Consider the following 20,772-nt stretch of genomic DNA (forward strand, 5'->3'; position numbering starts at 1 on the left):
TTGCTGTCTCCCCTGGAAAAGATGCCTACTGCCTTTTTTAGGATTTCCCTTTCTATCTCGGATTCTTTAAGAGCTTTCTTCAAGGCAAGGATTTCCTTTTGTTCCGATGAGTGATTCATGTTCCCGTTCCCAGGGAAACTCTTCACACCGTCAGACTTAAATTCCCTTGTCCACCTGCGTACAAGATCAGGCCCGATGCCTAATTCACTGCCGATTTCCGTACTGGTTTTACCGCTTAATTGTAACTCTACGGCCATGGTCTTGAAGGCCTTGTCAAATTTTCTTCTTTCTCTTTTACTCATTGTTTCAAATTTAAGAAAAGAGCTTAACTTATTGTTCATTCAAATGTAGCAAGTCCAAGTCTTTCGCAAAGCCCGCAGAGGTATTCGCGGAGAACGCAAAGAAAAAAATACATCCTTACAAATCTTCTGAAAACCAATCGATTTTTAAAACCACAAAAAACCCTTTGCGCCCTTCGCGAGAAACTTAGCGTCCTTTGCGTTGAAAAAATCTCTCGCAAAGCCTGCGGAGGTCTTCGCGGAGAATCCAAAGAAAAAAACACAATCTCCCAAATCTTCTGAAAACCAACCGATTTTCAAAACCACAAAAAAACCTTTGCGTCCTTCGCGCGAAACTTAGCGCCCTTTGCGTTAAAAAAAATCTTTCGCAAAGCCCGCAGAGGTCTTCGCGGAGAACCCAAAGAAAAAAATACATCCTTCCAAATCTTCTGAAAACCAACAGATTTTCAAAACCACAAAAAACCCTTTGCGTCCTTCGCGTGAAACTTAGCGCACTTTGCGTTGAAATCCCGCAGAATAAAGATTTTTCCCAAAGTACACAGAGTGTTTCGCAAAGACCAAAAAGGAAAAGATCAAATCCATTCCCTCCGATCAAAATCCTGAATACAAAATCAATAAAACCTTTGCGTCCTTCGCGTGAAACTTAGCGTCCTTTGCGTTGATATCCCGCAGAATGAAGATTTTCCCAAAGTTCACAGAGTGTTTCGCAAAGACCGAAAAGAAAAAAAGGAAAGGATCCGAAGCATTCCTTGAGATCAAAACCATGAATATTAAAAAAAACCCTTTGCGTCCTTCGCGTGAAACTTAGCGCCCTTTGCGTTAAAACCCCGCAGAATCAAGGTTTTTCGCAAAGACCGCAATGAAAAAATGAATGAATAGTATTGGCAACACCAATCTCCCTCGCTATCTCTAACAGAAAAATGATCGAGTTTATAACCTTTCACAATTTACAAAAATGAAATCACCCTCCGGAAAATGGAGGCAACAAGGCCACCTCAGTGATCCCGGTCAAGGAAGCATCTCCAGACATGATCTTTTTATCCAAAGCGATTTGGTACTTCATATTCTTTAAACCTGGATAATGGGTCCCTAAATACGCCTTCATTGCTTCTGTTGATTCGACCCTTTCCATGAGGAACTCTTCCTGTTGGAGGATTTCGGCAATTTTACCGAATGCTTTTACTTTTAGCATATTTTTTTAGCTTTCGTGAACAACAACATCAATTTATCAAATCCAAAAGAGGAACAAAACCTTTGGAATCCATTCAATTGCAATCAATCCAAGAAATGAACTCTCACCAAGTCTCCCTTGACAAACATTTCCTTAGTTTCCTCGAATTCAATCAGGCAATTGCTCTGGGCAAAGGCATTCATTTTGTAAGACTCCTGATCGGAAAGGACCTTTACTTCCTGATTGCTAACCAAACCTTTCACAAAATGTGTCAATCCCAGCCTCTTCTGGAAATCCCCTTCCAAAGAAACCAGTTGCGGCTTTTCTCCAGCAGCCTCTTTTCCCATTATCTTCAAAATACTGGGTTTTACATATTGGTAGAAGCAAGTGAGTGTTGAGCCGGGATTGCCGGGAAGGCCAAATACCAATTGGTTTTCCCTTTTCCCCGCAAACAACGGTTTCCCGGGTTTCTGGCGGATCTTATAGAAAAGTTGCTCCACGCCAAGGTTTTTGAATGCTTGGTTGACGAAATCAAAATCACCGACAGAAATCCCACCAGTGACCAACAGGATATCCGAATTTCCCAAAGCAGTTTCAATGGATTCCTGTATGCGCACAAGATCATCCTCCACGATGGGCATGCTCGTTACCGGAATCCCCATTTCCCTCAAGGCGGCTTTCAGCGTGTAGGAACTGCTTTCGTACACCTGACCAAAACCCAGTGGGTTCCCGGGGGAAACCAATTCCTTGCCCGAGGTCAATATCGTGACATTGGGTGGCCGAAAAACAGAAACGCGGTCAAATCCCAATCCAGCCAAAAATCCAATCATGGCGGGTTTTAGCAGCCAACCGACTTGCGCCACCTGATCTCCCATGGAGGTTTGGGAAGCTTGCTTGCGGATATGGTCCCCTTTTTTAACTGTATCGGCTTCGATGGACAGAAAATCGTCCTTCCTACTGGTCAATTCCTGCATCACCACAGTATCACAACCTTTGGGAATCGGTGCTCCGGTAAATATCCTGGCAGCCTCACCCGATTGGAGCTCGGGAAGATCAACCGTCCCCGCTGGAATGGTGTACTTTACGACCATAGGCAATCTATTTTGACAATCCTCAAATGAAAAAGCGTAGCCATCCATGGCCGAATTGTCAAAAGAAGGCACATCCAATGGTGCCGCCAAATCCTCAGCCAATACCAAACCCACTGCATCCTCCAATTTGACCGTTATGATTTTTGGCTCTGGCAAATGCTTGAAAAGGATTTCCTTCGCTTCTTGTACGCTGATCATAGTATTCAATTTTTTATTTCAACCCGTCACACACATTTTCAAGCCCGATCATCCTATAATTATTTAAGAATCAATTAGATGCCTACTGTTTTTGACTTCACAACCTTGGTCGCAACCCTTATTCTTCCAATAGTCTGATCACTTGCATTTTCAAGGCCATTCAGGAAACCCAATGCATCTATCGGGTTCAAAGTTAAAAATAAGGAAAACCAAGCGGCAATGATAATTTTCCTTGGTTTTTGGCTCTGGATTTTGAAATCCAACTTGGATGATGCCCATTCCACAACCAAAATGGAATTACTTCCCGATCTGGTAATTGAACAAAGGCTCCTCCCCCAACAAATGCCTGATAAAATAATCCCATCTCTTTTTGGTGAAGTAATCCCCGTTGACCCTACCGAAATTGTGGTTGTTTGCCGGCAGGATAAACATGTCGAACTCCTTTCCCGCTTTGATCAAGGCATCTGCAAGTTTATAGGTGGCTGAAGGATTGACATTTTCATCCACAGCCCCATGCGCCAACAGCAGCCGGCCTTTCAGATTCCCAGCATTGGTAATGTTGGATTGCTCCTGATAAAAATCACCTATGGGATAGCCCATGTACATTTCCGGCCACCATGCCTTTTCCATGCGGTGATCATGGTCTCCCGCGGAAGCAACCCCAACCTTGAAAAAATCAGGATGCAGCAGCATGGCCCGCACCGCATCGTAACCGCCGGCCGAATGCCCGAAAACCCCAACCCTTTCCAAATCCAAGAAACTGTTTTGCGCAGCAAGACTTCGAATGGCCAACATATGATCGGTGGTCCCATCACCCAAGTTGCGGTAGGAAACATCCCTGAAAGCCTTGGATCGGCCTGCTGTCCCAATACCGTCCACTGTCACAACGATAAAACCCAATTCAGCCAGGGGCTGTTGCAGTCCAATCAGTCCCGCCTTGAAGGTTTTGGGCGTGACGGCGGTATGGGGTCCGGTATAGGTATAATCCACTACCGGGTAGGTTTTGCTTTCATCAAAATCAGTAGGAAGATGATAAATCCCAAAAATCTCTGTTTTCCCATCTTTTCCGATTGCAGAAAAGGATCTTGGGGATGCGTAGCCCTTTGCCAGAAGATTCGAGATGTCCGCTTCACTGATTTCCATTGACAGCTTTCCCGTAGACAATTCCCTCAGAATCGATTTTGTTGGTTGAGCAACTTTTGAATAATTGTCGACGAAAAACTTCTTGTCTTCTGAGATATGGATATCATGGTAGCCGTTTTCAGGTGTCAGCAATTTCAAATCCTTTCCGTCAAAATTGATCCGGTACAAATGGGGATAATAAACATTTCTGTCTTTTTCCTTTCCCGTGGCTTCAAAATACACCCATTCATTTTCATCATCGACATGGTTGAGCTTGGTCACCACAAAATCTCCATTCGTAAGTTGCCTGATCCGTTTGCCAGTTTCCCAGTCATGCAAATAAAGCTGCATCCAACCCGATTGGTTGGAGCTGATCAAAAACTGACCATTCTCCAATTTCCTGAAAAGGATGTTCGAAGGCTCCAAGGAAGTCGTCGTACTATCCCTCCAGATGGTTTTTGGGATTCCATTTTCCGCATCCACCTTGATGAGTTCCATTTTTTTGAATCCCCTATGGGTCAAAAGCCCAGTCAATTGCTTGCTGTCTTTTTCCCAAGTCAAACCCAAACCGATAAAATGAGGAATCATCGGTACCTTGATCCGGGTTTCTGTTTTTTGTTCCAAATCAAACAAAACCGGAATGTACCGCACAACAGTGGTATCTCCCGGAGAACCTCGGTAATAAGAAAGCAATTTGGGACGGTATTTTTCTTCCTCCGTAAAATCCAAGAGGTACATTTTTTCCGCCAAGCGCAGGTCTACGATTTGGGTTTGGATTTTTTTGGAATCGGGTGACCAGTTGACGGTAAAATGTTCGGGTCGTGTTCCATTTTCACCTTCGATCATGTCTCCCCAACCCAGATAACTGGCATATTCAAAACCTGTCTTTCCATGGATACTCAACTGAATCTCCTTCCCTGTTTCCAGGTTCTCGACAAAGAGGTTGTGGTTTTTGACAAATGCCCTCCATTTCCCATCAGGCGAAATCCCCTGTCTGTTTTCTCTTTTCTCTGTTTCTGAGGAAGTGAGTTCCTTTGTATTTGTCCCATACACCCACTTTTTATTGTTGAAATTGAATCCGACTTCATCTTCCGACACCATTTGGATGTTGTCAAAAGGTAGATTTTGGGGATCCACTTCCCGGTTTGTCTTCTCTGAAAGTAACTCGGCCAAATGGATATGGTCGAAGGCTTCTTTGCTGGTTTTGTCCTGAATACTGGTCAGGAAAAATCTTTTCCCCTCCTTGACTTGTGTGAGGTGCCAAAAAGATTCTTTTCCGGCCAACCAATTGGGAATCACTTCCAGATGGTGGACTTCCTTCTGGATGGAATTGCTCAGAAAATATTCCGCTCTTTTATAGGTTTCTCCGGTGACTTGAGCCAGCAGGTCCTGCTGTACAATGCCAAACAACAAGAGAAAAAAAGTTAGGTTTTTGATTTTGTGAAATGAAAGTTTCATGGTGTTTAAAGGTTGGCTGTAGGTAGATGAAAGTAATCCAATTTGAACACCAATACAAAACAGAATCCTTTTAATCGTTTCGGATTGTTTTTAAAAGGTATGAGAAAAGGATGAAACGGTTTTGGGGAAATCAGATTTCCAAAGTCCGCAATTCAAATCAAAATGCCCTATGGGCATCATTCTATCGAAAAATATTAAATATTTGAAAATAAAGCGATTAAGATTTTCTCCTCATCAATAAAATCCCTAAATTTATTTATTGATAAAATAATTTATCATTTGATAACAAAACAATGACACAGAAGCGCTATCAAGATTTGACAGAGACCTTGGGCAAGAGTAATTTCCCAGAAGAAATTGACAATCCCATGGATTTTTTATCAGCCGCTCAGGAAGGTATTGCCATCTATGCCGTCCAAAACTTTAGGGAAGCATTTGATGTGTCATTGGGTCAGGTAGCCGCTATTTTGGACACCTCCGAGCCCACACTTTATCGGCATCTCAAAGCCCAGCAAAAGCTTTCCCGCAATGCCTCTATTAAATTATTGGAGGTCACGGATCTGTTTCTTTATGGCATGGAAGTCTTTGGATCCAAAGAAGATTTTTTCAAATGGATGGAGCTTCCCAATACTGCATTGGGAGGATTGAGACCTATGGCCCTTACGGAAGTTCCCGAAGGAATATCTAAGATTTCCGACCTTTTGGGAAGGATCGAATATGGGGTGTATAGCTGAGGATGTTGGTTTACAGGATTGCAGGGAGTAAATATGCACATGATCTTTCCGGGATGGGCGCAGCCCTTTTCGGCGGAAGATGGAATAAAAAAGGGATTCCTGTGCTTTATACCAGCGAAAGCCAAGCCCTTTCGCTTTTGGAAACCGTGGTGAATACTCCCCCGATGTTGGTCCCTCAAATGGAATTACTAATCCTCAAGATTCCGGATGATTCCATTGAGGAAATTAAAGGAGATGCCTTGCCGAAAAATTGGTTCAAATATCCTGCTCCCACGATATTGGCCGAAATGGGAAGCAAATGGGCCATCCAAAAATCCACCCTTGCTCTCAAAGTACCCAGCAGCATTATTCCTTCCTCCTTCAATTACTTGCTCAATTGTTGGCATCCGAGATTCTCGGAAGTAGAATTGCTCAGTCGGGAAATTTTTCATTTTGACCCTAGGTTAAAGAAATAAATTGCTGATGAAGCGAGAGACACGCTGATTGGAATCAAGAATTAAAGTTGAATGAATTTCTATTATTCCCCCAAAGGATTTGCTTCCACTCCTTCAAAAGTGATTTTTACAGGCAAAATAAATCCCTTTTCATCAAATTCCATTTTATCGATACAAGTAACGCGATGGTTGCGGTCGGTCTCGCCAAGAGGCCTCCGGTGATAAACAATGTAATATTGATCCGATTCGGGTTCATGCAAAACGGAATGGTGCCCTGCTCCCGTGGCCACCTCGGGATCTTGTTCCAGCACGATGCCCACCCGCTCGAAAGGACCGAAAGGATTGTCCGAAATCGCATAAGCCACCTTATAATCGGGACCTGTCCAGCCACCTTCGGACCACATAAAATAATATTTCCCATTTCGGACAAACATAAACGGGCCTTCCACATAATTGTCCGGGGTGACTTCCCTGAAGATTTCACCATCCTCAAAAGGAACCAAGCCCGTAAAATCCGGATTCAGCTTGACCACATTGCATCTTCCCCAGCCGCCATAATACATATAATGCGATCCATCGAGATCCTTGAATACGAATTGATCAATGGGTTGGGCACCATTGACGATTTCATTGATCAGCGGTTTGCCCAACAAATCCTTAAAGGGCCCCTGCGGCACATCTGCAACGGCTACGCCTATTCCGCCGACTTGGCCTTGGTGCACATCATTGGCGGCAAAGAACAGGTAATATTTCCCCTTGTTTTCAATCACACTCGGAGCCCATAGTGCGCTATCTGTCCAAACCACGGCTGCAGTGTCGATTATATTTTCATGCTTGGTCCAATTGACCAGGTCCTTGGAAGAAAAACAATCCATAAATGTCTGCTTGGAAAACTCATCCGAATACGTCGGATAAATCCAATACGTATCACCATACAAGATCACTTCAGGGTCGGCATACCACCCTTCGAAAATCGGGTTTCCGGAAAACACCAAGGCTTGATTTTCACTCTTTGGATTGCAGGAAAGCAAGTTGAGGACAAAGAAAAAGTAAGACAGGCAAAATAAAATTTTCATAATTAAAGGTTTTGGACAGAAAAGTGTTTTGATGAAGATCGGCAATTCGGTTAAGGTTTATTGAACCAAGAATTTAATTTCTTCAAGCCGCTCTTGGAGCATCCATTTCGCGATTTTTAGGTAAGAAAATTCATCGGGAAAACTGATTTCCCGATAAATTCTTTCCTGCTATTGTCTACGGTTTAGACAAGAATTTATTTCTGATACAAAGGCTGATGCAGTTTTTTCAGCACTTCTACCGGGATTTTGATCACTTTCCGATCATAGGTCATCAAGCCATTGGTCTCTACTTCCACATCGGTCGTCTGGGTATAGACCGCCGCAGCCAAGCCCTTTGGAATGAGTTTCTGAAGATCCACCATCAGCTTTTCATATCTTTTGAGGAGTTCTGCCTCGGACTTAAAACTTTGGTAACCCCAATTGTCTTTTTCCTGCCAGGTATGGCCTTCGATGGGCAGTCCCAAACCACCAAATTCCCCCAAAACCAAAATCTGTATTTTGCCATAGATACCGGGATCGGGCATGACCGGATCGGGATAGTTGTGAAGGTCAAAAATGTCTCCCGTGATCTTGGCGCCTTCCATCTCAAAATTCCCTCCACTGGCACTGTTGACCAATCTGGTGGGATCGTAGTTTTTTGTCCATTCTGTGATTTCACGGGTTTTGAATTGTCCCCAAGCTTCATTGAAGGGAACCCAGACGACGATGGAAGGGAAGTGATGGTTGGCATCCATGATCGCTTTCCATTCCTGGTTGAATATTTTTTCTGATTCGGCAGTTCTTTCCTTGTCTGTTCCTTTCCCAATGATTCCCGGCCTAGATTCCCAATTGTTGCCCATATCTCCACTTGGCATGTCCTGCCAAACCATTATTCCCAATCGATCACAATGGTAATACCAGCGGGCAGGTTCTACTTTTACGTGTTTCCGGATCATGTTGAAGCCCATTTCCTTGGTTTTGAGGATGTCAAAAGCAAGGGCCTCATCTGTGGGTGCGGTGTAAAGGCCATCCGGCCACCAACCTTGATCCAGGGGGCCGTATAGGAAGGATACCTCATTGTTGAGCTGCATTCTTTGAAAACCTTGCGCATCCTTTACCATGCTGATTTTCCGGAGTGCCGCATAGGATTCTACCTGGTCGATGACTTTATTTCCTTGGAGCAGGTTGATTTCGAGATCATAAAGAAATGGATTTTCAGGCGACCAACTTTTGGGTTCGGATATTTTCAAAACCAATTCCTGGCCTGGATTCCCCATTGTTTCGGCCAAAATCTTTCCGCCTTCCAAAACCTTAATTTGAACCTTTTGATTCGCCACTCCCCCTTCCAAATCGGTTTGGATCCTAAACTGATCCTTGTCCCAATCCGGGCTGATTTTGAGATTGGAAATATAGGTTTCCGGCACATTTTCCAGCCAGACCGTCTGCCAAATCCCGGTGACTGGGGTGTACCAAATACTTCCGGGTTTGTTTACTTGCTTGCCCCTTGGCTGTGGGCCCTGATCGGTTGGATCCCAGACTCGGACCATGATTTCCTGCTTGCCGGATTTCTTCAATTGGGCGGTGATATCAAAGGAAAAGGGAGCAAAGCCTCCTTGATGTACGCCAACAGAGGTTCCATTGACAAAAACTTCGGCTTCCCAATCCACCGCTCCAAAATGCAGAAGCGTTCTACCTTTTTTGGAGGGAATCTTTATCTCCAGGGATTTTTTGTACCACAGGTGATTCTCTGCCCCCACGGCTTTGGCCACTTTCGAAAGATGGGATTCGACGGGAAAAGGAACGAGGATATCCCCCTGAAAGCCAACTGGCTTGGAGATGTTCTTATCCAAAATCGCATATTCCCAAATACCATTGAGGTTCATCCAGGAACTTCTGACCATTTGCGGCCTCGGATATTCCGGAAAGGGAAGCACTTTATCGACCTGGGCGGCCCATGGCGTGGTAATGGGATTTTGATTGATTGGTGTTGGACTTTGCTGGGCGATGGCAGGGACAAATGCGCAAAATCCAAAAAGGGAAAAGCAAAAAAGGATTGGCTTGTAGCTTATTTTCATCTTCAAAGGTTTTTTTGGTTGTGTGGGTTTTGTCATGTATTGATCCAGCTTTCTGGTCTTGTCTTTATCGAATATTTGATTTTTTCTCTCCCCTGTTGATTCCCAAAATCAAATAATCATCCTTTTGGGAGTCTAAACTTGAGCGTATCAAGAATATTCCGGCCGAAAATCGGATTTGATAATCCAAAAGATCCACCGGTACCTGCTTGAAATTTTGGTATTGAAAAGAACAATTCCCGATAATTCTCTAAATCGAATTTTTTAAATAACACTGTTAAAGTTAATTGTATATTATAAGAATAAAAATCTGAAAAACGCAAATAGTCGCAAACGTTTCCGTAAATAAACTCTTTGCCATCCTTGAATTTGATGCGCTATTTAAGGAATTTGAACAATCGAAATCCGAAACCCAAAATTTAAACCATGAAAAAATCCAGTATTTCAATATTCTCCTGTATCCTTTCTTTTCTAATTTTATCCTGTTCCCCTGCCGAAAAAACGGAAGTCAGTGAATGGAGAGCGCTGTTTGATGGAAAGACCTTGACCGGCTGGAAAGCAGTCATGGGAGAAGCCCCATTTGAGATCAAAGACGGGGTGATCATCGGATATGCCAAGGCCAACACACTCAACACCTTTTTGATTACCGACGAAGTATTCGGAGATTATATTTTCGAAGTGGACCTTAAAATTGAGGACCTTACGAGCAATTCCGGTGTGATGGTAAGGGGTCAGTTTGATCCTGCCGCCCGGGATGGAAAAGGTTTGGTATTTGGCTACCAGATCGAAGCGGATCCGACAGAAAGAGCTTGGTCGGGTGGCTTGTACGACGAGGCAAGAAGAGGATGGCTTTATCCGCTTGACTTGAATCCAAAAGCCAAAAGTGCTTTCAAAATGGGCGAGTGGAACACCTACCGTATCGAAGCGATCGGAAACGAAATCAAATCCTGGATCAATGGACAAGAAGTCGCCTATGTCGTGGATGATGTGGATGCAAAGGGATTTATCGGTCTTCAGGTACACAGCATTCAAAATCCGGAAGATGAAGGTAAAATGACCTATTTCAGAAATGCCAGGGTCAAAACTGAAAATCTGGAACCTACACCTTTTGAAGGGGATGTCTTCGTGACCAATACCAAATTGAATGACTTGACCGAATACGAAAAAAGCAAGGGCTGGAAACTGCTCTTCGATGGCCAATCTTCCGAAGGATGGTTCGGTGCTTACAAGGAAACCTTTCCCGAGAAAGGATGGATCATCAAGGAGGGCATATTATCGGTGCAGGCTTCTGACGGAAGTGAATCCACCTCTTATGGGGATATTGTCACCAAGGAAAAATACAAAGCATTCGACCTGACTTTTGACTTTAAGTTGACCGAAGGCGCCAACAGTGGCGTAAAATATTTTGTGACCCTTTCGGAAAAAAACCAGGGTTCCGCCATCGGTTTGGAATATCAGGTACTGGATGATGAAAAACATCCCGATGCCAAAATGGGATTTGAAGGAAACAGGACGCTCGCTTCGCTTTATGACTTGATCAAGGCGAACAAACAACCCCGATTTGTCAAGCCAATTGGCCAATGGAATACGGGCCGTGTGGTCGTTTATCCTGACAATAAAGTGGAACATTACCTCAATGGTGTAAAAGTGCTGGAGTTCCAAAGAGGTTCTCAGGAATACAGGGACTTGGTTGCCAAAAGCAAATACAGCGTCTGGGAAAATTTCGGTGAAGCCGAAGAAGGACACATCCTCCTTCAGGATCATGGCGATGCGGTAAGCTACAAGAATATCAAAATCAAAACCTTGAAATAAACCTGATCAACTTGCAAATAGGATTGACAAGAACCCATTATATATGAAAAAATCGAACCATTCAAGAAGGGATTTCATCAAGAAATCCACCTTGGCCACTGCCGGACTTTCCACATTGGGAGCCATCGGGTTTTCTGCAAAAAGCTATGGAAACATTCTTGGTGCAAATGACCGACTGAACATCGGAATCATCGGTCTTGGAAGAAGACTTGGTGCCTTTTACCAACCCATTGGTCTGAAAAGCAGCAATGTCAATCTCGTCTATCTCTGTGATGTGATGAAATCCCAAAGAGAAAAGGCTGCTGCCAATTTCTCTAAGCATATCGATTACATTCCCAAACTGGAAAACAGTTTTTTCAAAGTCATCGAAGACAAAGACATCGATGCGATCATCAATGCGACACCAGACCATTGGCATGCACCGGGAACCTGGCTTGCCCTTGAGGCCGGCAAAAATGTCTACGTGGAAAAACCCTGCAGCCACAATCCCCGAGAAGGTGAATTGCTCGTGGAGTACCAAAAGAAATATGGGAAGGTCGTGCAGATGGGCAACCAGCAAAGATCATCCGATCATACCATCGAAATCGTCAACAAGATCCACAACGGGATCATCGGAAACGCCTATATGGCAACAGCATTTTACACCAATAACAGAGGCGAATCTCCGGTTCCAAAAGCCGCAAATGCTCCTGAAGGCTTGGATTGGGATTTGTTCCAAGGGCCTTCTCCCAGAAAGTCGTACATGCATGACACCTGGGATTACAATTGGCATTGGTACGGCTGGGATTTTGGCACTGCCGAAACCGGTAACAATGCCACGCACGAACTCGATGTGGCCAGATGGGCACTCCAGACAAACTTTCCAAACAAAGTGACAGTAGATTCTGGAAAGTACCATTATGTCAACGACGGTTGGACCATGTACGACACGATGTTGGCCACTTTCAAATTTGAAGGAGACAAGACCATCCAGTGGGATGGAAAAAGCCGCAACAATTACAAAACCTATGGCGCAGACCGGGGCACGATTATTTTCGGCACCGAAGGATCCGTGATGGTGGACAGAGGGAAATATCAGCTGTTCGACATTTCAGGAAAAATGATTGAAGAAAAAGTGTCTGGAAGTATTGAAGGAAGCACCAATCTTGGTGGTGGCGGAGATACGAGCACGGACCACGTGATCAATTTCTTCGATGCCATAAGGGGAAAAGCCAAACAAAAATCCCCTATCGATGAAGGCGCAAAAAGCACTTTGCTCTGCCATTTGGCCAACATCTCCTCCCGCACAAAGGAAAACTTCGAATGTGATCCAAAAAACGGTCATATTTTGAACAATCCAAAAGCCATGGCCCTTTGGTCAAGGGAGTATGAAAAAGGCTGGGAGCCAAAAATCTAAAACCACTTGAACCTGTTGGAAAAAGCGCTGAATCTGAAAAGGTCCAGTGCTTTTTTTTGACCAAAAACGAATTTTACCCTTTTTTATGCCTTGCGAATGCCTTTCAATACTGTATTGATCTGATCATTAGTCCGTTGTTTACTTGTATTGACATCGCCATATCGGTGTCAGGAATTGGTCTCCCAATTGTCTGATTTTCTTTCAATTTCAATCCCATTTGGAAACCTATTGGATATTTCCATCTAGCTTAATCAAGTTAGATGCTTTACGTTACTTTTTCGATTTCTTAGAATTCGGGTTTAACCCGAGTCATGCATTAACAATTCAATTCCAGTCTGAAATCACCTGATACGCTTCCGTTCTTTGCATTTTTTGACTTCACCATATCGGTAATTTGCCTTAATCCCCAAATAATCTGTATTTATTTAGGTTCAAGCCCTTTTAGGAATCCAGACACCTATTTCGGGTTCAAAAACCGAAATCGTTTCCGTAACTAAAAAAATTCAAATTTGACTATTTTCCATACTATTGTTTTATTTTAGTCAAGTATATAAAATTTAATTGTTCTTAAAGTCAATTAAAAAGAATTTAATTTCATTCAGGAAATTACATATCAACGCCATTATGGACAAGCTAAAAATCAAAAAGACCCTTATCGTGACCCTTTTATTCATTTTCTCACTAGGGAACGCCATAGCACAACAATTTGCCCAGATCAAATTGGGATATAGGAATGTCGAGCTAATGGAAAAGGAGGGTTTCCTTTTCAAAGACTTGAACAAAAACGGGAAAATTGATGGTTACGAAGATTGGCGCTTGCCTGTAGAAGATAGGATCAGTGACCTTATCCAACGAATGACTTTGGAAGAAAAAATCGGTTTTATGCTGATCAGCACCACCCGGTTGGCGGGGGATTTTTCTTTCGAGCAAGGGGCTCCAAAGGCCGAGATTTCTAAGGGGTTCAATGAGAAAGACCTTGTCCAGGAAATGAACATGTTTACCAGGAAACCACTCCCCTATCCCATGATGATGGCTGCCGGCACGACCAAAGGGATTACCGAATTGCATTTGCGCCACTTGATCTTGCGGGCCAATACGTCCACAAAAATCATGGCGGAATGGAGCAACAATCTCCAGGAATTGTGCGAAAATTCCCGTTTGGGCATACCTGCAATCGTTGCTTCCAACCCCCGAAACCATATCACCGTGGACGCCTCCATTGGACTGAGCCAGGGCACAACTGTTTTTTCCAAGTGGCCAGGGGAACTGGGTTTGGCGGCCATGCGTGATTTACCGTTGACGAGAGAATTTGCAGAAATAGCAAGACAGGAATGGGCAGCTGTCGGCCTCCGAAAAGGATATCAATATATGGCAGACCTCGCCACTGAGCCGAGATGGCAAAGAAATGAGGGGACTTTTGGCGAGGATGCAGATCTTGCTGCGGACATGATCCGAGAAGTGGTGTTGGGTTTTCAAGGGGAAAAATTAGGGCTTGGGTCGGTTGCATTGACCACAAAACATTTTCCGGGCGGAGGTCCGCAAGTAGCGGGACATGATCCACATTTTGTTTGGGGTCAGGATCAACATTATCCAGGAAACATGTTCGAATATCACCTCAAGCCATTTCAGGCGGCCATCGATGCCGGGACTTCTTCCATCATGCCCTACTATGCAAAACCAATCGGGACAGAATACGAGGAAGTGGCATTTGCTTACAATAAAGCCATAATCAAAGATTTGTTAAGAGATAAAATGGGTTTTCAGGGAATCGTCAATTCAGATACCGGTCCCATAGAAATGATGCCTTGGGGAGTAGAAGAACTTTCGATCCATCAACGCTATCAAAGAGCCTTGGAAAGTGGTGTCGATTTATTTTCCGGAACGGCAGACCCCACCCTATTGCTTGAAACGGTAAAAAACGGATTGGTTTCAGAAGCGCGCATTGACGAATCCATTGCCAGATTATTGAAGGAGAAATTCTTATTGGGCTTGTTCGAGGACCCCTTTGTGGATGTTGCTGCCGCCGAAAGAATCGTAGGAAATGCTGATTTTCAAGCCAAGGGAGATCTGGCCATGAGAAAATCCATTGTATTGCTGAGGAATGACAACCAAACTCTTCCAATGGCACCCAAAACGAAAGTTTACTTTGAATCCTATTATGACAATGGGCGTACCGACAATCCCATAACGGTCATCCAACCGACGGCCAACCATTGGGCACTGGATTTTGTGGGCTCAAAAGAAGAAGCTGATTTGGTCATCTTATGGTTGACACCCACTTTTACAAGCTTGTTCAATTCCACTGATCAGCCACTTTCCCTCAAATTGTCGGATTGCAAAATTGATGTAAACCATGTGAACAGCATCACCTCAACCAAACCCACAGTGGTCCTGATCAATTATACGAGCCCTTGGATAATTGAGGAAATCTATAATGAAAACGTGAAAACGGTATTGGCCACATTCGGCACTTCATCAGATGCCATTTTGGATATTATGACAGGGAAGTTCTCCCCAACCGGGAAAATGCCTTTGACCACACCTCTTTCCACTCAGGCGGTTTTGGAAAACCAATCGGATGTACCGGGATACTTGAAACCTTCAGGATATGCACTTTTTAAGTTTGGTGAAGGGCTTTCCTTTGATTGAAAAAAACACAAAAGAAAGGATTGTACTTGAATACCGATGACCGCTTCTGTTCTTTGATTCTGAAAAATATTGAACAAAATAAAACCGAAAAGCAGAAAAAAACAGAAGCGAATTTAATGAAGATTGGACCAATCAAAGCAGCTGATCCTTTGGGTAGACGGTCAATTGATAATTTTGCAGGTCAAAATCTAATTTATTCAGCGAAAATATTGCGCAATCGATTGCGTAATATTTTATTTTCTTTATTGGACAGGACCACATATTTTCGCTAATTTATTGAATATTTTAAAAGAATTATACCTGAACATCTGCCTTCAGACAAATATACTTTTATTAAACACGACTTATAACAAATATAACACACCTTAAAAACACAAAAGGATGAAACAGAAAGAGTGAGGATTTCCATTGATCGCAAAAAAATTAACCAACCCAATAACCCAATTGACATGATAAAATCCATTTACCAAAAAATAGGAATCTTGTTATTCCTTTTTACCCTCAGCGTTCAGGCCTACGGGCAGAACAGGACCATTACGGGTAAAATAACAGATCAAAGCGGAGATCCCGTGCCAGGGACAACCGTACTTGTAAAAGGCACCACCATCGGCACCGCCGCAGACTTGGATGGTAACTATTCACTTAGCGCACCTCAAAGTGGCGTTTTGGTATTCTCCTTCATCGGTTTTGTGCCACAGGAAGTGACGATAGGAAACCAATCCATCATCAATATCAAGCTTGCCCTTGATCTCTCCGATTTGGAAGAGGTCATTGTCGTAGGTTATGGAACGGTCAAGAAAAGCCAATTGACAGGGGCGATTTCATCCGTGGGTTCAAAAGAAATCGGAGAGCTCCCCATCACGGATGCGAGACAGGCATTGCAGGGAAGAGCATCCGGTGTGGATGTGACACAGGCAGGAAGTAAGCCTGGCGCAGCGCCACAGGTAAGAATCCGGGGAAGGCGATCGTTCAATGCAGGAAACGATCCCTTGTATGTGGTGGACAATATCCCGATCGCAGGGGGTATCAATGACTTGAATCCTCAGGACATCGTGTCCATGGAAGTTTTGAAAGATGCATCGGCCACCGCCATTTATGGATCAAGGGGAGCAAATGGAGTCGTCATCATCACCACCAAGAGAGGAAAAGTTGGGAAAACGGTGGTATCTGTTGATTCTTACTATGGTGTCAACAGCAGTTTAGGGAGAATTGAAAACTTCAACGGGGAAGAATTTGCTGAATACAAAAGAGAATCAAGAAGAGCCAACAACCAATATACAACTGATGAGGCTTTGTTCGAACCGAATGAATTGGAAAGCATCCGTCTAGGCAGAAGTTTTGACTACATTGATGCCTTGACCAGAACAGGAAATATCCAAAGTCATCAAGTGGGTGTATCAGGAGGAAGCGATAAAACAACCTTCTACATTTCCGGTAACTTTTTCAATGATGTGGGAGTGGTGAAAAACCAGGATTTTTCGAGATATTCCTTCAGAGCCAACATTGATCACAAGATCAATGATAAAATCAGAATCGGTACATCCACTTTAACTACTTATAGCGAAAGAAATGGGGAGAATTTCAATCCACTCGGTGGAGCTTTACAGGAAAACCCTCTTGGTAAGACCTTCAACGATGACGGCTCCATCAATTTCCAACCCACCCAGGATGGTTTAAGAACCAATCCTTTGGCAGAAATAGTACCAGGTGCCCAAGTGGATCTACAAAAACGCTATCGGATTTTCAACAGTATCTATGGTGTTTATGATATCGCACCAGGATTGTCCTATAGGATGAATTTCGGCCCGGATATCACCATCAGAAGATATGGAAGGTTTACCGGCCGTCAAACAAACGCAAGAAGAGGCGGAGATCCAACTGCAAGCATACAGGAAGAATTCCAGTTCAATTACACCTTGGAAAATATTATTTCCTACACAAAGACCTTGAAGGAAGCACACACTTTCAATTTCACAGGGCTTCAATCCTTGCAGAAAGACAACAGAGAGTTTAGCAATATCAATGTGTTAGGTGTACCCGCAGCATCACAGTTGTGGCACAGGTTGAATGATGCCAGTCAGATCACCAGTGTGGAAACCAACCTCATCCAATGGACATTATTGTCTTTTATGGGCAGGTTAAATTATGATTATAAAGGAAAATACATGTTTACCGCTACCATGCGTGCAGATGGTTCCTCCCGTTTTGGTGAAAACAACCGATTTGGTTATTTTCCTTCTGTGGCCTTGGCCTGGAATTTAGGTGATGAAAATTTTATAAAGGACAATAACTTTATCGATCAATTGAAACTAAGAACCAGTTATGGCGCGATTGGAAATCAGGGTATAGATCCTTATCAGACACAGCCTTTGTTGGCAAGAACTTCCTATGCCTTCGGAAACACTGCCGCTTTTGGGTATAGACCCAACACCATCGGAAATCCGAATTTAAGGTGGGAGACTTCTACCACTGCGAATGCCGGACTTGATTTTGTGTTGAGTCAGGGAAGAATCTCTGGTACATTGGAGTATTATGTGACCACTACTTCTGACCTTTTGGCTCCACAGCCCCTTCCGAATTCCACTGGCTTTGGAGGTTTTACAACCAATGTGGGTAAAACCCAAAACAGAGGAATCGAACTTACCTTATCTACCATCAACATTGATAGAAGAGGTTTCAGATGGTCTACTGATTTTATTTTCAACCGAAACAGGGAGGAAATCCTTGAATTGTCAAACGGTGATGATATTGGAGCAGGAAGGTTTATCGGCCAACCGATAACTGTTTTCTTTGATTGGAAAAAATTAGGGATCTGGCAAACCAATCAAGCTGATGAAGCACTGACTTTTAGTGACCGCGTCGGGGAAATACGCATTCAGGACACCAATGGGGATGGCAGAATCAATGCTGATGATAGACAGGTTTTGGGTTCCCCCGTTCCTGATTTCTCAGGTGGTATCACCAATAGATTTTCCTATAAAGGCATAGATTTCTCCTTCTTTGTTTTTGGAAGGTTTGGCTCGATGATCCAAAGTGCATTTCATACAGGAGGTTTCAATGCTTTGGCTGGAAGATACAATAACCTTGCGGTCAATTACTGGACGCCTGACAATCCAACCAATGATTATCCACGCCCGAACCAAAACCAAGAGTTCCCAAAATATTCCTCCTCACTACAATACTTTGACGGAACTTTCCTGAAAGTAAGGAATATCAATTTGGGTTACATGCTTCCTGCCAATGTGGCTGCCAAGCTGGGTATGGAAAGTTTGAGAATTTACAGCAGCGTGCAGCAGCCGTTTATTTTCTCGGAATATAGGAGAATTCATAAGGGTATAGACCCAGAAACATTTATTGATGGTGAGCAAGGCGTAGAAGGTGGGGTCATCAACTCCAACATTGCACCTGCAGTGACGCAGTATACTTTTGGCATCAACGCCCGTTTCTAATTGTCAAAATTTAAAACACCTGAAAAAATGAAAAATTTAATTATATATAATTCTATAAAAAGATATTCCCGAATAGGAATACTGGGATTGGCTTTGATGGGCACTCAGGCCTGTGAGGATATCCTGGAGGAAAATGTAATCTCGAATGTGGGAAACAATTACCTCAACACAGCCAGCGGTTTAAATGACGGTGTCAATGCGGCCTACAGTTCCATAAGGGCTTGGTACGGCACGGAAAGAGGTAATAATTTCAGTGTTTTTGGTACGGATACCTATACCAATGGTGCAGATGGTTCTTTCAAATTCATGAACTTCTACACCTCTGACTTTGACAGTCAGAATGCACATGCAAGAGAATTATGGGATCAGTTTTACCAAGGCATCAATACCTGCAATGCGGTGATCGAAAGAGCCCCCAATGTGACGGGCTTGTCAGAAACAATCCGAAAGCAAAGGGTCGCTGAAGTCAAATTCATCAGGGCGCATCATTACTTTATCATGACCCAACTATTTGGGGGAATAGACCTTCAGTTGTCCGAATCGGTGATTCCTTCCAATCAGGTAAGTCGGGCGACCGTCCCGCAGATGTATGCGGCAATCATCAAAGATTTGGAAGAAGCCATTCCTGATCTGGAGCCACTTTCCAAATCTGCAAATTATGGAAGAGTAACACGCCCAGCTGCGGAAAATCTATTGGGTAAGGTGTACATCACCAAAGCTACCTCAGAAGCAGCAGCCAATGATGATTATGCCAAGGCGGAACCTTTGTTCCAGAAAGTGATCAGTGACTATAGTTTTAGATTACTGAATAACTTTGCAGATGTTCATGCTTTTGGGAATGAAACCAATGACGAGATTATCTTTTCGGCCCAATATACCAGAAGCCCTCTGACCAATGGTGGGGGAAACAATTCACATGTTTTTTTCCTGATGGAATACGATGTGCAGCCGGGTATGAGAAGGGATACTCAGAATGGAAGACCCTTCAAAAGGTTTAAGCCCACCAATTACACCTTGAACGTTATTTTTGCAGATCGCATAAATGACAGCAGATACCAAGGATCCTTCAAACAAGTCTATTTGTCCAACAATCCGGGAACCTTCAATACCAATTTCGACAAGTCGAAACCAACGGTTAATTTTTCCTTAGGCGACACGGCGATTTATGATCCAGGCTTTGAAATGAGTGAATCCGAAAGGGCAAAAAAACCCTATCAGGTCTTGGTACCAAGCAGATACGATGAGCGTTTATTTCCGGCGCTTAAAAAGCATCTGGATCCAGGAAGAGTCGATTTGACCCAATTTGAAGGTGGTCGGCATTATATAGGCATGAGATTAGGAGAAACCTATCTGTTGCTGGCTGAAGCCCAGTTGAAGTTGAATAAGATAGCTGAAGCCACGGCAAATGTGAATGCTGTAAGAACCAGAGCTGCTTTTCCGGGAAAAGAAGCCTCCATGCTGATCACTCCAGTCCAGATGACCATGGAAATGATTATTGAAGAAAGAGCGCGTGAGCTTTTGGGTGAGCAGCACAGATGGCTGGATCTTAAAAGATGGGGAATCCTTTTGGAGCGCGTAAAATTGCACAATCCACAGGCAACAGGTATTCAGCCATTCCATGTCTTGCGTCCAATTCCACAAAACCAAATAGATAGAACAGAAGGCAATGCCAGCAGTTTCCCCCAAAACCCTGGTTATTGATTAGATCATATTGCATTAAAAAAAGGCCTTTCGAAAGAGAGGCCACTGAAAAAGTCCTTTGATAAAATGTTAGTAAAAAAGGTGTAGGAAAATTACTTTTCTACACCTTTTTTTTGTATATTTTAATATAC

At 43.5% G+C, this 20,772-nt stretch carries 13 protein-coding genes; 7 read left to right on the top strand and 6 right to left on the bottom strand.

The window, feature by feature from the left end; all coding sequences use genetic code 11:
* From F824_RS0124780 to F824_RS0124810, 4 genes are all read right to left on the bottom strand, one after another.
* On the bottom strand, nucleotides 1-302 hold a 302-nt coding region (locus F824_RS0124780), incomplete at its 3' end, for a transposase (protein WP_019600638.1).
* 958 nt (nucleotides 303-1,260) lie between these two features.
* Nucleotides 1,261-1,491 (bottom strand): MoaD/ThiS family protein, encoded by a 231-nt coding sequence (locus F824_RS0124795; protein ID WP_019600641.1) that lies wholly within the window; start codon nucleotides 1,489-1,491, stop codon nucleotides 1,261-1,263.
* Nucleotides 1,492-1,574: 83 nt separating this feature from the next.
* The gene (locus tag F824_RS0124800; RefSeq protein ID WP_019600642.1) at nucleotides 1,575-2,759 is read right to left on the bottom strand and encodes a molybdopterin molybdotransferase MoeA; all 1,185 of its coding nucleotides are present in this window, start codon (nucleotides 2,757-2,759) and stop codon (nucleotides 1,575-1,577) included.
* A gap of 297 nt (nucleotides 2,760-3,056) precedes the next feature.
* Nucleotides 3,057-5,339: a S9 family peptidase gene (locus F824_RS0124810; protein WP_019600644.1), complete on the bottom strand. Its 2,283-nt coding sequence runs from the start codon at nucleotides 5,337-5,339 to the stop codon at nucleotides 3,057-3,059.
* Nucleotides 5,340-5,632: 293 nt separating this feature from the next.
* On the opposite strand from F824_RS0124810, the gene parS reads away from it, so the two are divergent.
* Together parS and F824_RS0124820 are read left to right on the top strand one after the other, a co-directional pair.
* Nucleotides 5,633-6,073, top strand: a complete 441-nt coding sequence (gene parS / locus F824_RS0124815; protein ID WP_019600645.1) for a type II RES/Xre toxin-antitoxin system antitoxin — start codon at nucleotides 5,633-5,635, stop codon at nucleotides 6,071-6,073.
* A gap of 2 nt (nucleotides 6,074-6,075) precedes the next feature.
* Nucleotides 6,076-6,528: an RES family NAD+ phosphorylase gene (locus F824_RS0124820; RefSeq protein ID WP_019600646.1), complete on the top strand. Its 453-nt coding sequence runs from the start codon at nucleotides 6,076-6,078 to the stop codon at nucleotides 6,526-6,528.
* A 62-nt stretch (nucleotides 6,529-6,590) separates the two neighbouring features.
* Here F824_RS0124820 and F824_RS0124825 read toward each other — a convergent pair whose 3' ends face one another.
* Both F824_RS0124825 and F824_RS0124830 read right to left on the bottom strand, forming a co-directional pair.
* A complete protein-coding gene (locus F824_RS0124825; protein WP_019600647.1) occupies nucleotides 6,591-7,583 on the bottom strand; it encodes a glycoside hydrolase family 43 protein in 993 nt (330 codons plus the stop codon).
* 194 nt (nucleotides 7,584-7,777) lie between these two features.
* Nucleotides 7,778-9,637, bottom strand: coding sequence for a glycoside hydrolase family 2 protein (locus F824_RS0124830; RefSeq protein WP_139189934.1), 1,860 nt, complete (start codon nucleotides 9,635-9,637; stop codon nucleotides 7,778-7,780).
* A 423-nt stretch (nucleotides 9,638-10,060) separates the two neighbouring features.
* On the opposite strand from F824_RS0124830, the gene F824_RS0124840 reads away from it, so the two are divergent.
* The 5 genes from F824_RS0124840 to F824_RS0124865 all read left to right on the top strand — a co-directional run bounded on the left by F824_RS0124840 (nucleotide 10,061) and on the right by F824_RS0124865 (nucleotide 20,641).
* Nucleotides 10,061-11,446: a 3-keto-disaccharide hydrolase gene (locus F824_RS0124840; RefSeq protein WP_019600650.1), complete on the top strand. Its 1,386-nt coding sequence runs from the start codon at nucleotides 10,061-10,063 to the stop codon at nucleotides 11,444-11,446.
* Between the two features lie 43 nt (nucleotides 11,447-11,489).
* Nucleotides 11,490-12,842, top strand: coding sequence for a Gfo/Idh/MocA family protein (locus F824_RS0124845; RefSeq protein ID WP_019600651.1), 1,353 nt, complete (start codon nucleotides 11,490-11,492; stop codon nucleotides 12,840-12,842).
* A gap of 624 nt (nucleotides 12,843-13,466) precedes the next feature.
* The gene (locus tag F824_RS0124850; RefSeq protein ID WP_019600652.1) at nucleotides 13,467-15,491 is read left to right on the top strand and encodes a glycoside hydrolase family 3 protein; all 2,025 of its coding nucleotides are present in this window, start codon (nucleotides 13,467-13,469) and stop codon (nucleotides 15,489-15,491) included.
* 449 nt (nucleotides 15,492-15,940) lie between these two features.
* Nucleotides 15,941-18,940: a SusC/RagA family TonB-linked outer membrane protein gene (locus tag F824_RS0124860; RefSeq protein WP_022582392.1), complete on the top strand. Its 3,000-nt coding sequence runs from the start codon at nucleotides 15,941-15,943 to the stop codon at nucleotides 18,938-18,940.
* A gap of 27 nt (nucleotides 18,941-18,967) precedes the next feature.
* Nucleotides 18,968-20,641 carry a RagB/SusD family nutrient uptake outer membrane protein gene (locus F824_RS0124865; RefSeq protein WP_026333924.1) on the top strand — a complete coding sequence of 558 codons (1,674 nt, stop codon included), beginning with the start codon at nucleotides 18,968-18,970 and terminating at the stop codon, nucleotides 20,639-20,641.
* The last annotated feature ends 131 nt before the right edge of the window (nucleotides 20,642-20,772 follow it).

Source organism: Rhodonellum psychrophilum GCM71 = DSM 17998, assembly GCF_000381545.1.
Classification (GTDB): Bacteria; Bacteroidota; Bacteroidia; order Cytophagales; family Cyclobacteriaceae; genus Rhodonellum; species Rhodonellum psychrophilum.

Bases quoted from the DNA above. Each gene is read 5' to 3' on its own strand.
- F824_RS0124795 (WP_019600641.1), bottom strand. From the start codon at position 1,491: ATGCTAAAAGTAAAAGCATTCGGTAAAATTGCCGAAATCCTCCAACAG.
- F824_RS0124800 (WP_019600642.1), bottom strand. From the start codon at position 2,759: ATGATCAGCGTACAAGAAGCGAAGGAAATCCTTTTCAAGCATTTGCCA.
- F824_RS0124810 (WP_019600644.1), bottom strand. From the start codon at position 5,339: ATGAAACTTTCATTTCACAAAATCAAAAACCTAACTTTTTTTCTCTTG.
- parS (WP_019600645.1), top strand. From the start codon at position 5,633: ATGACACAGAAGCGCTATCAAGATTTGACAGAGACCTTGGGCAAGAGT.
- F824_RS0124820 (WP_019600646.1), top strand. From the start codon at position 6,076: ATGTTGGTTTACAGGATTGCAGGGAGTAAATATGCACATGATCTTTCC.
- F824_RS0124825 (WP_019600647.1), bottom strand. From the start codon at position 7,583: ATGAAAATTTTATTTTGCCTGTCTTACTTTTTCTTTGTCCTCAACTTG.
- F824_RS0124830 (WP_139189934.1), bottom strand. From the start codon at position 9,637: ATGAAAATAAGCTACAAGCCAATCCTTTTTTGCTTTTCCCTTTTTGGA.
- F824_RS0124840 (WP_019600650.1), top strand. From the start codon at position 10,061: ATGAAAAAATCCAGTATTTCAATATTCTCCTGTATCCTTTCTTTTCTA.
- F824_RS0124845 (WP_019600651.1), top strand. From the start codon at position 11,490: ATGAAAAAATCGAACCATTCAAGAAGGGATTTCATCAAGAAATCCACC.
- F824_RS0124850 (WP_019600652.1), top strand. From the start codon at position 13,467: ATGGACAAGCTAAAAATCAAAAAGACCCTTATCGTGACCCTTTTATTC.
- F824_RS0124860 (WP_022582392.1), top strand. From the start codon at position 15,941: ATGATAAAATCCATTTACCAAAAAATAGGAATCTTGTTATTCCTTTTT.
- F824_RS0124865 (WP_026333924.1), top strand. From the start codon at position 18,968: ATGAAAAATTTAATTATATATAATTCTATAAAAAGATATTCCCGAATA.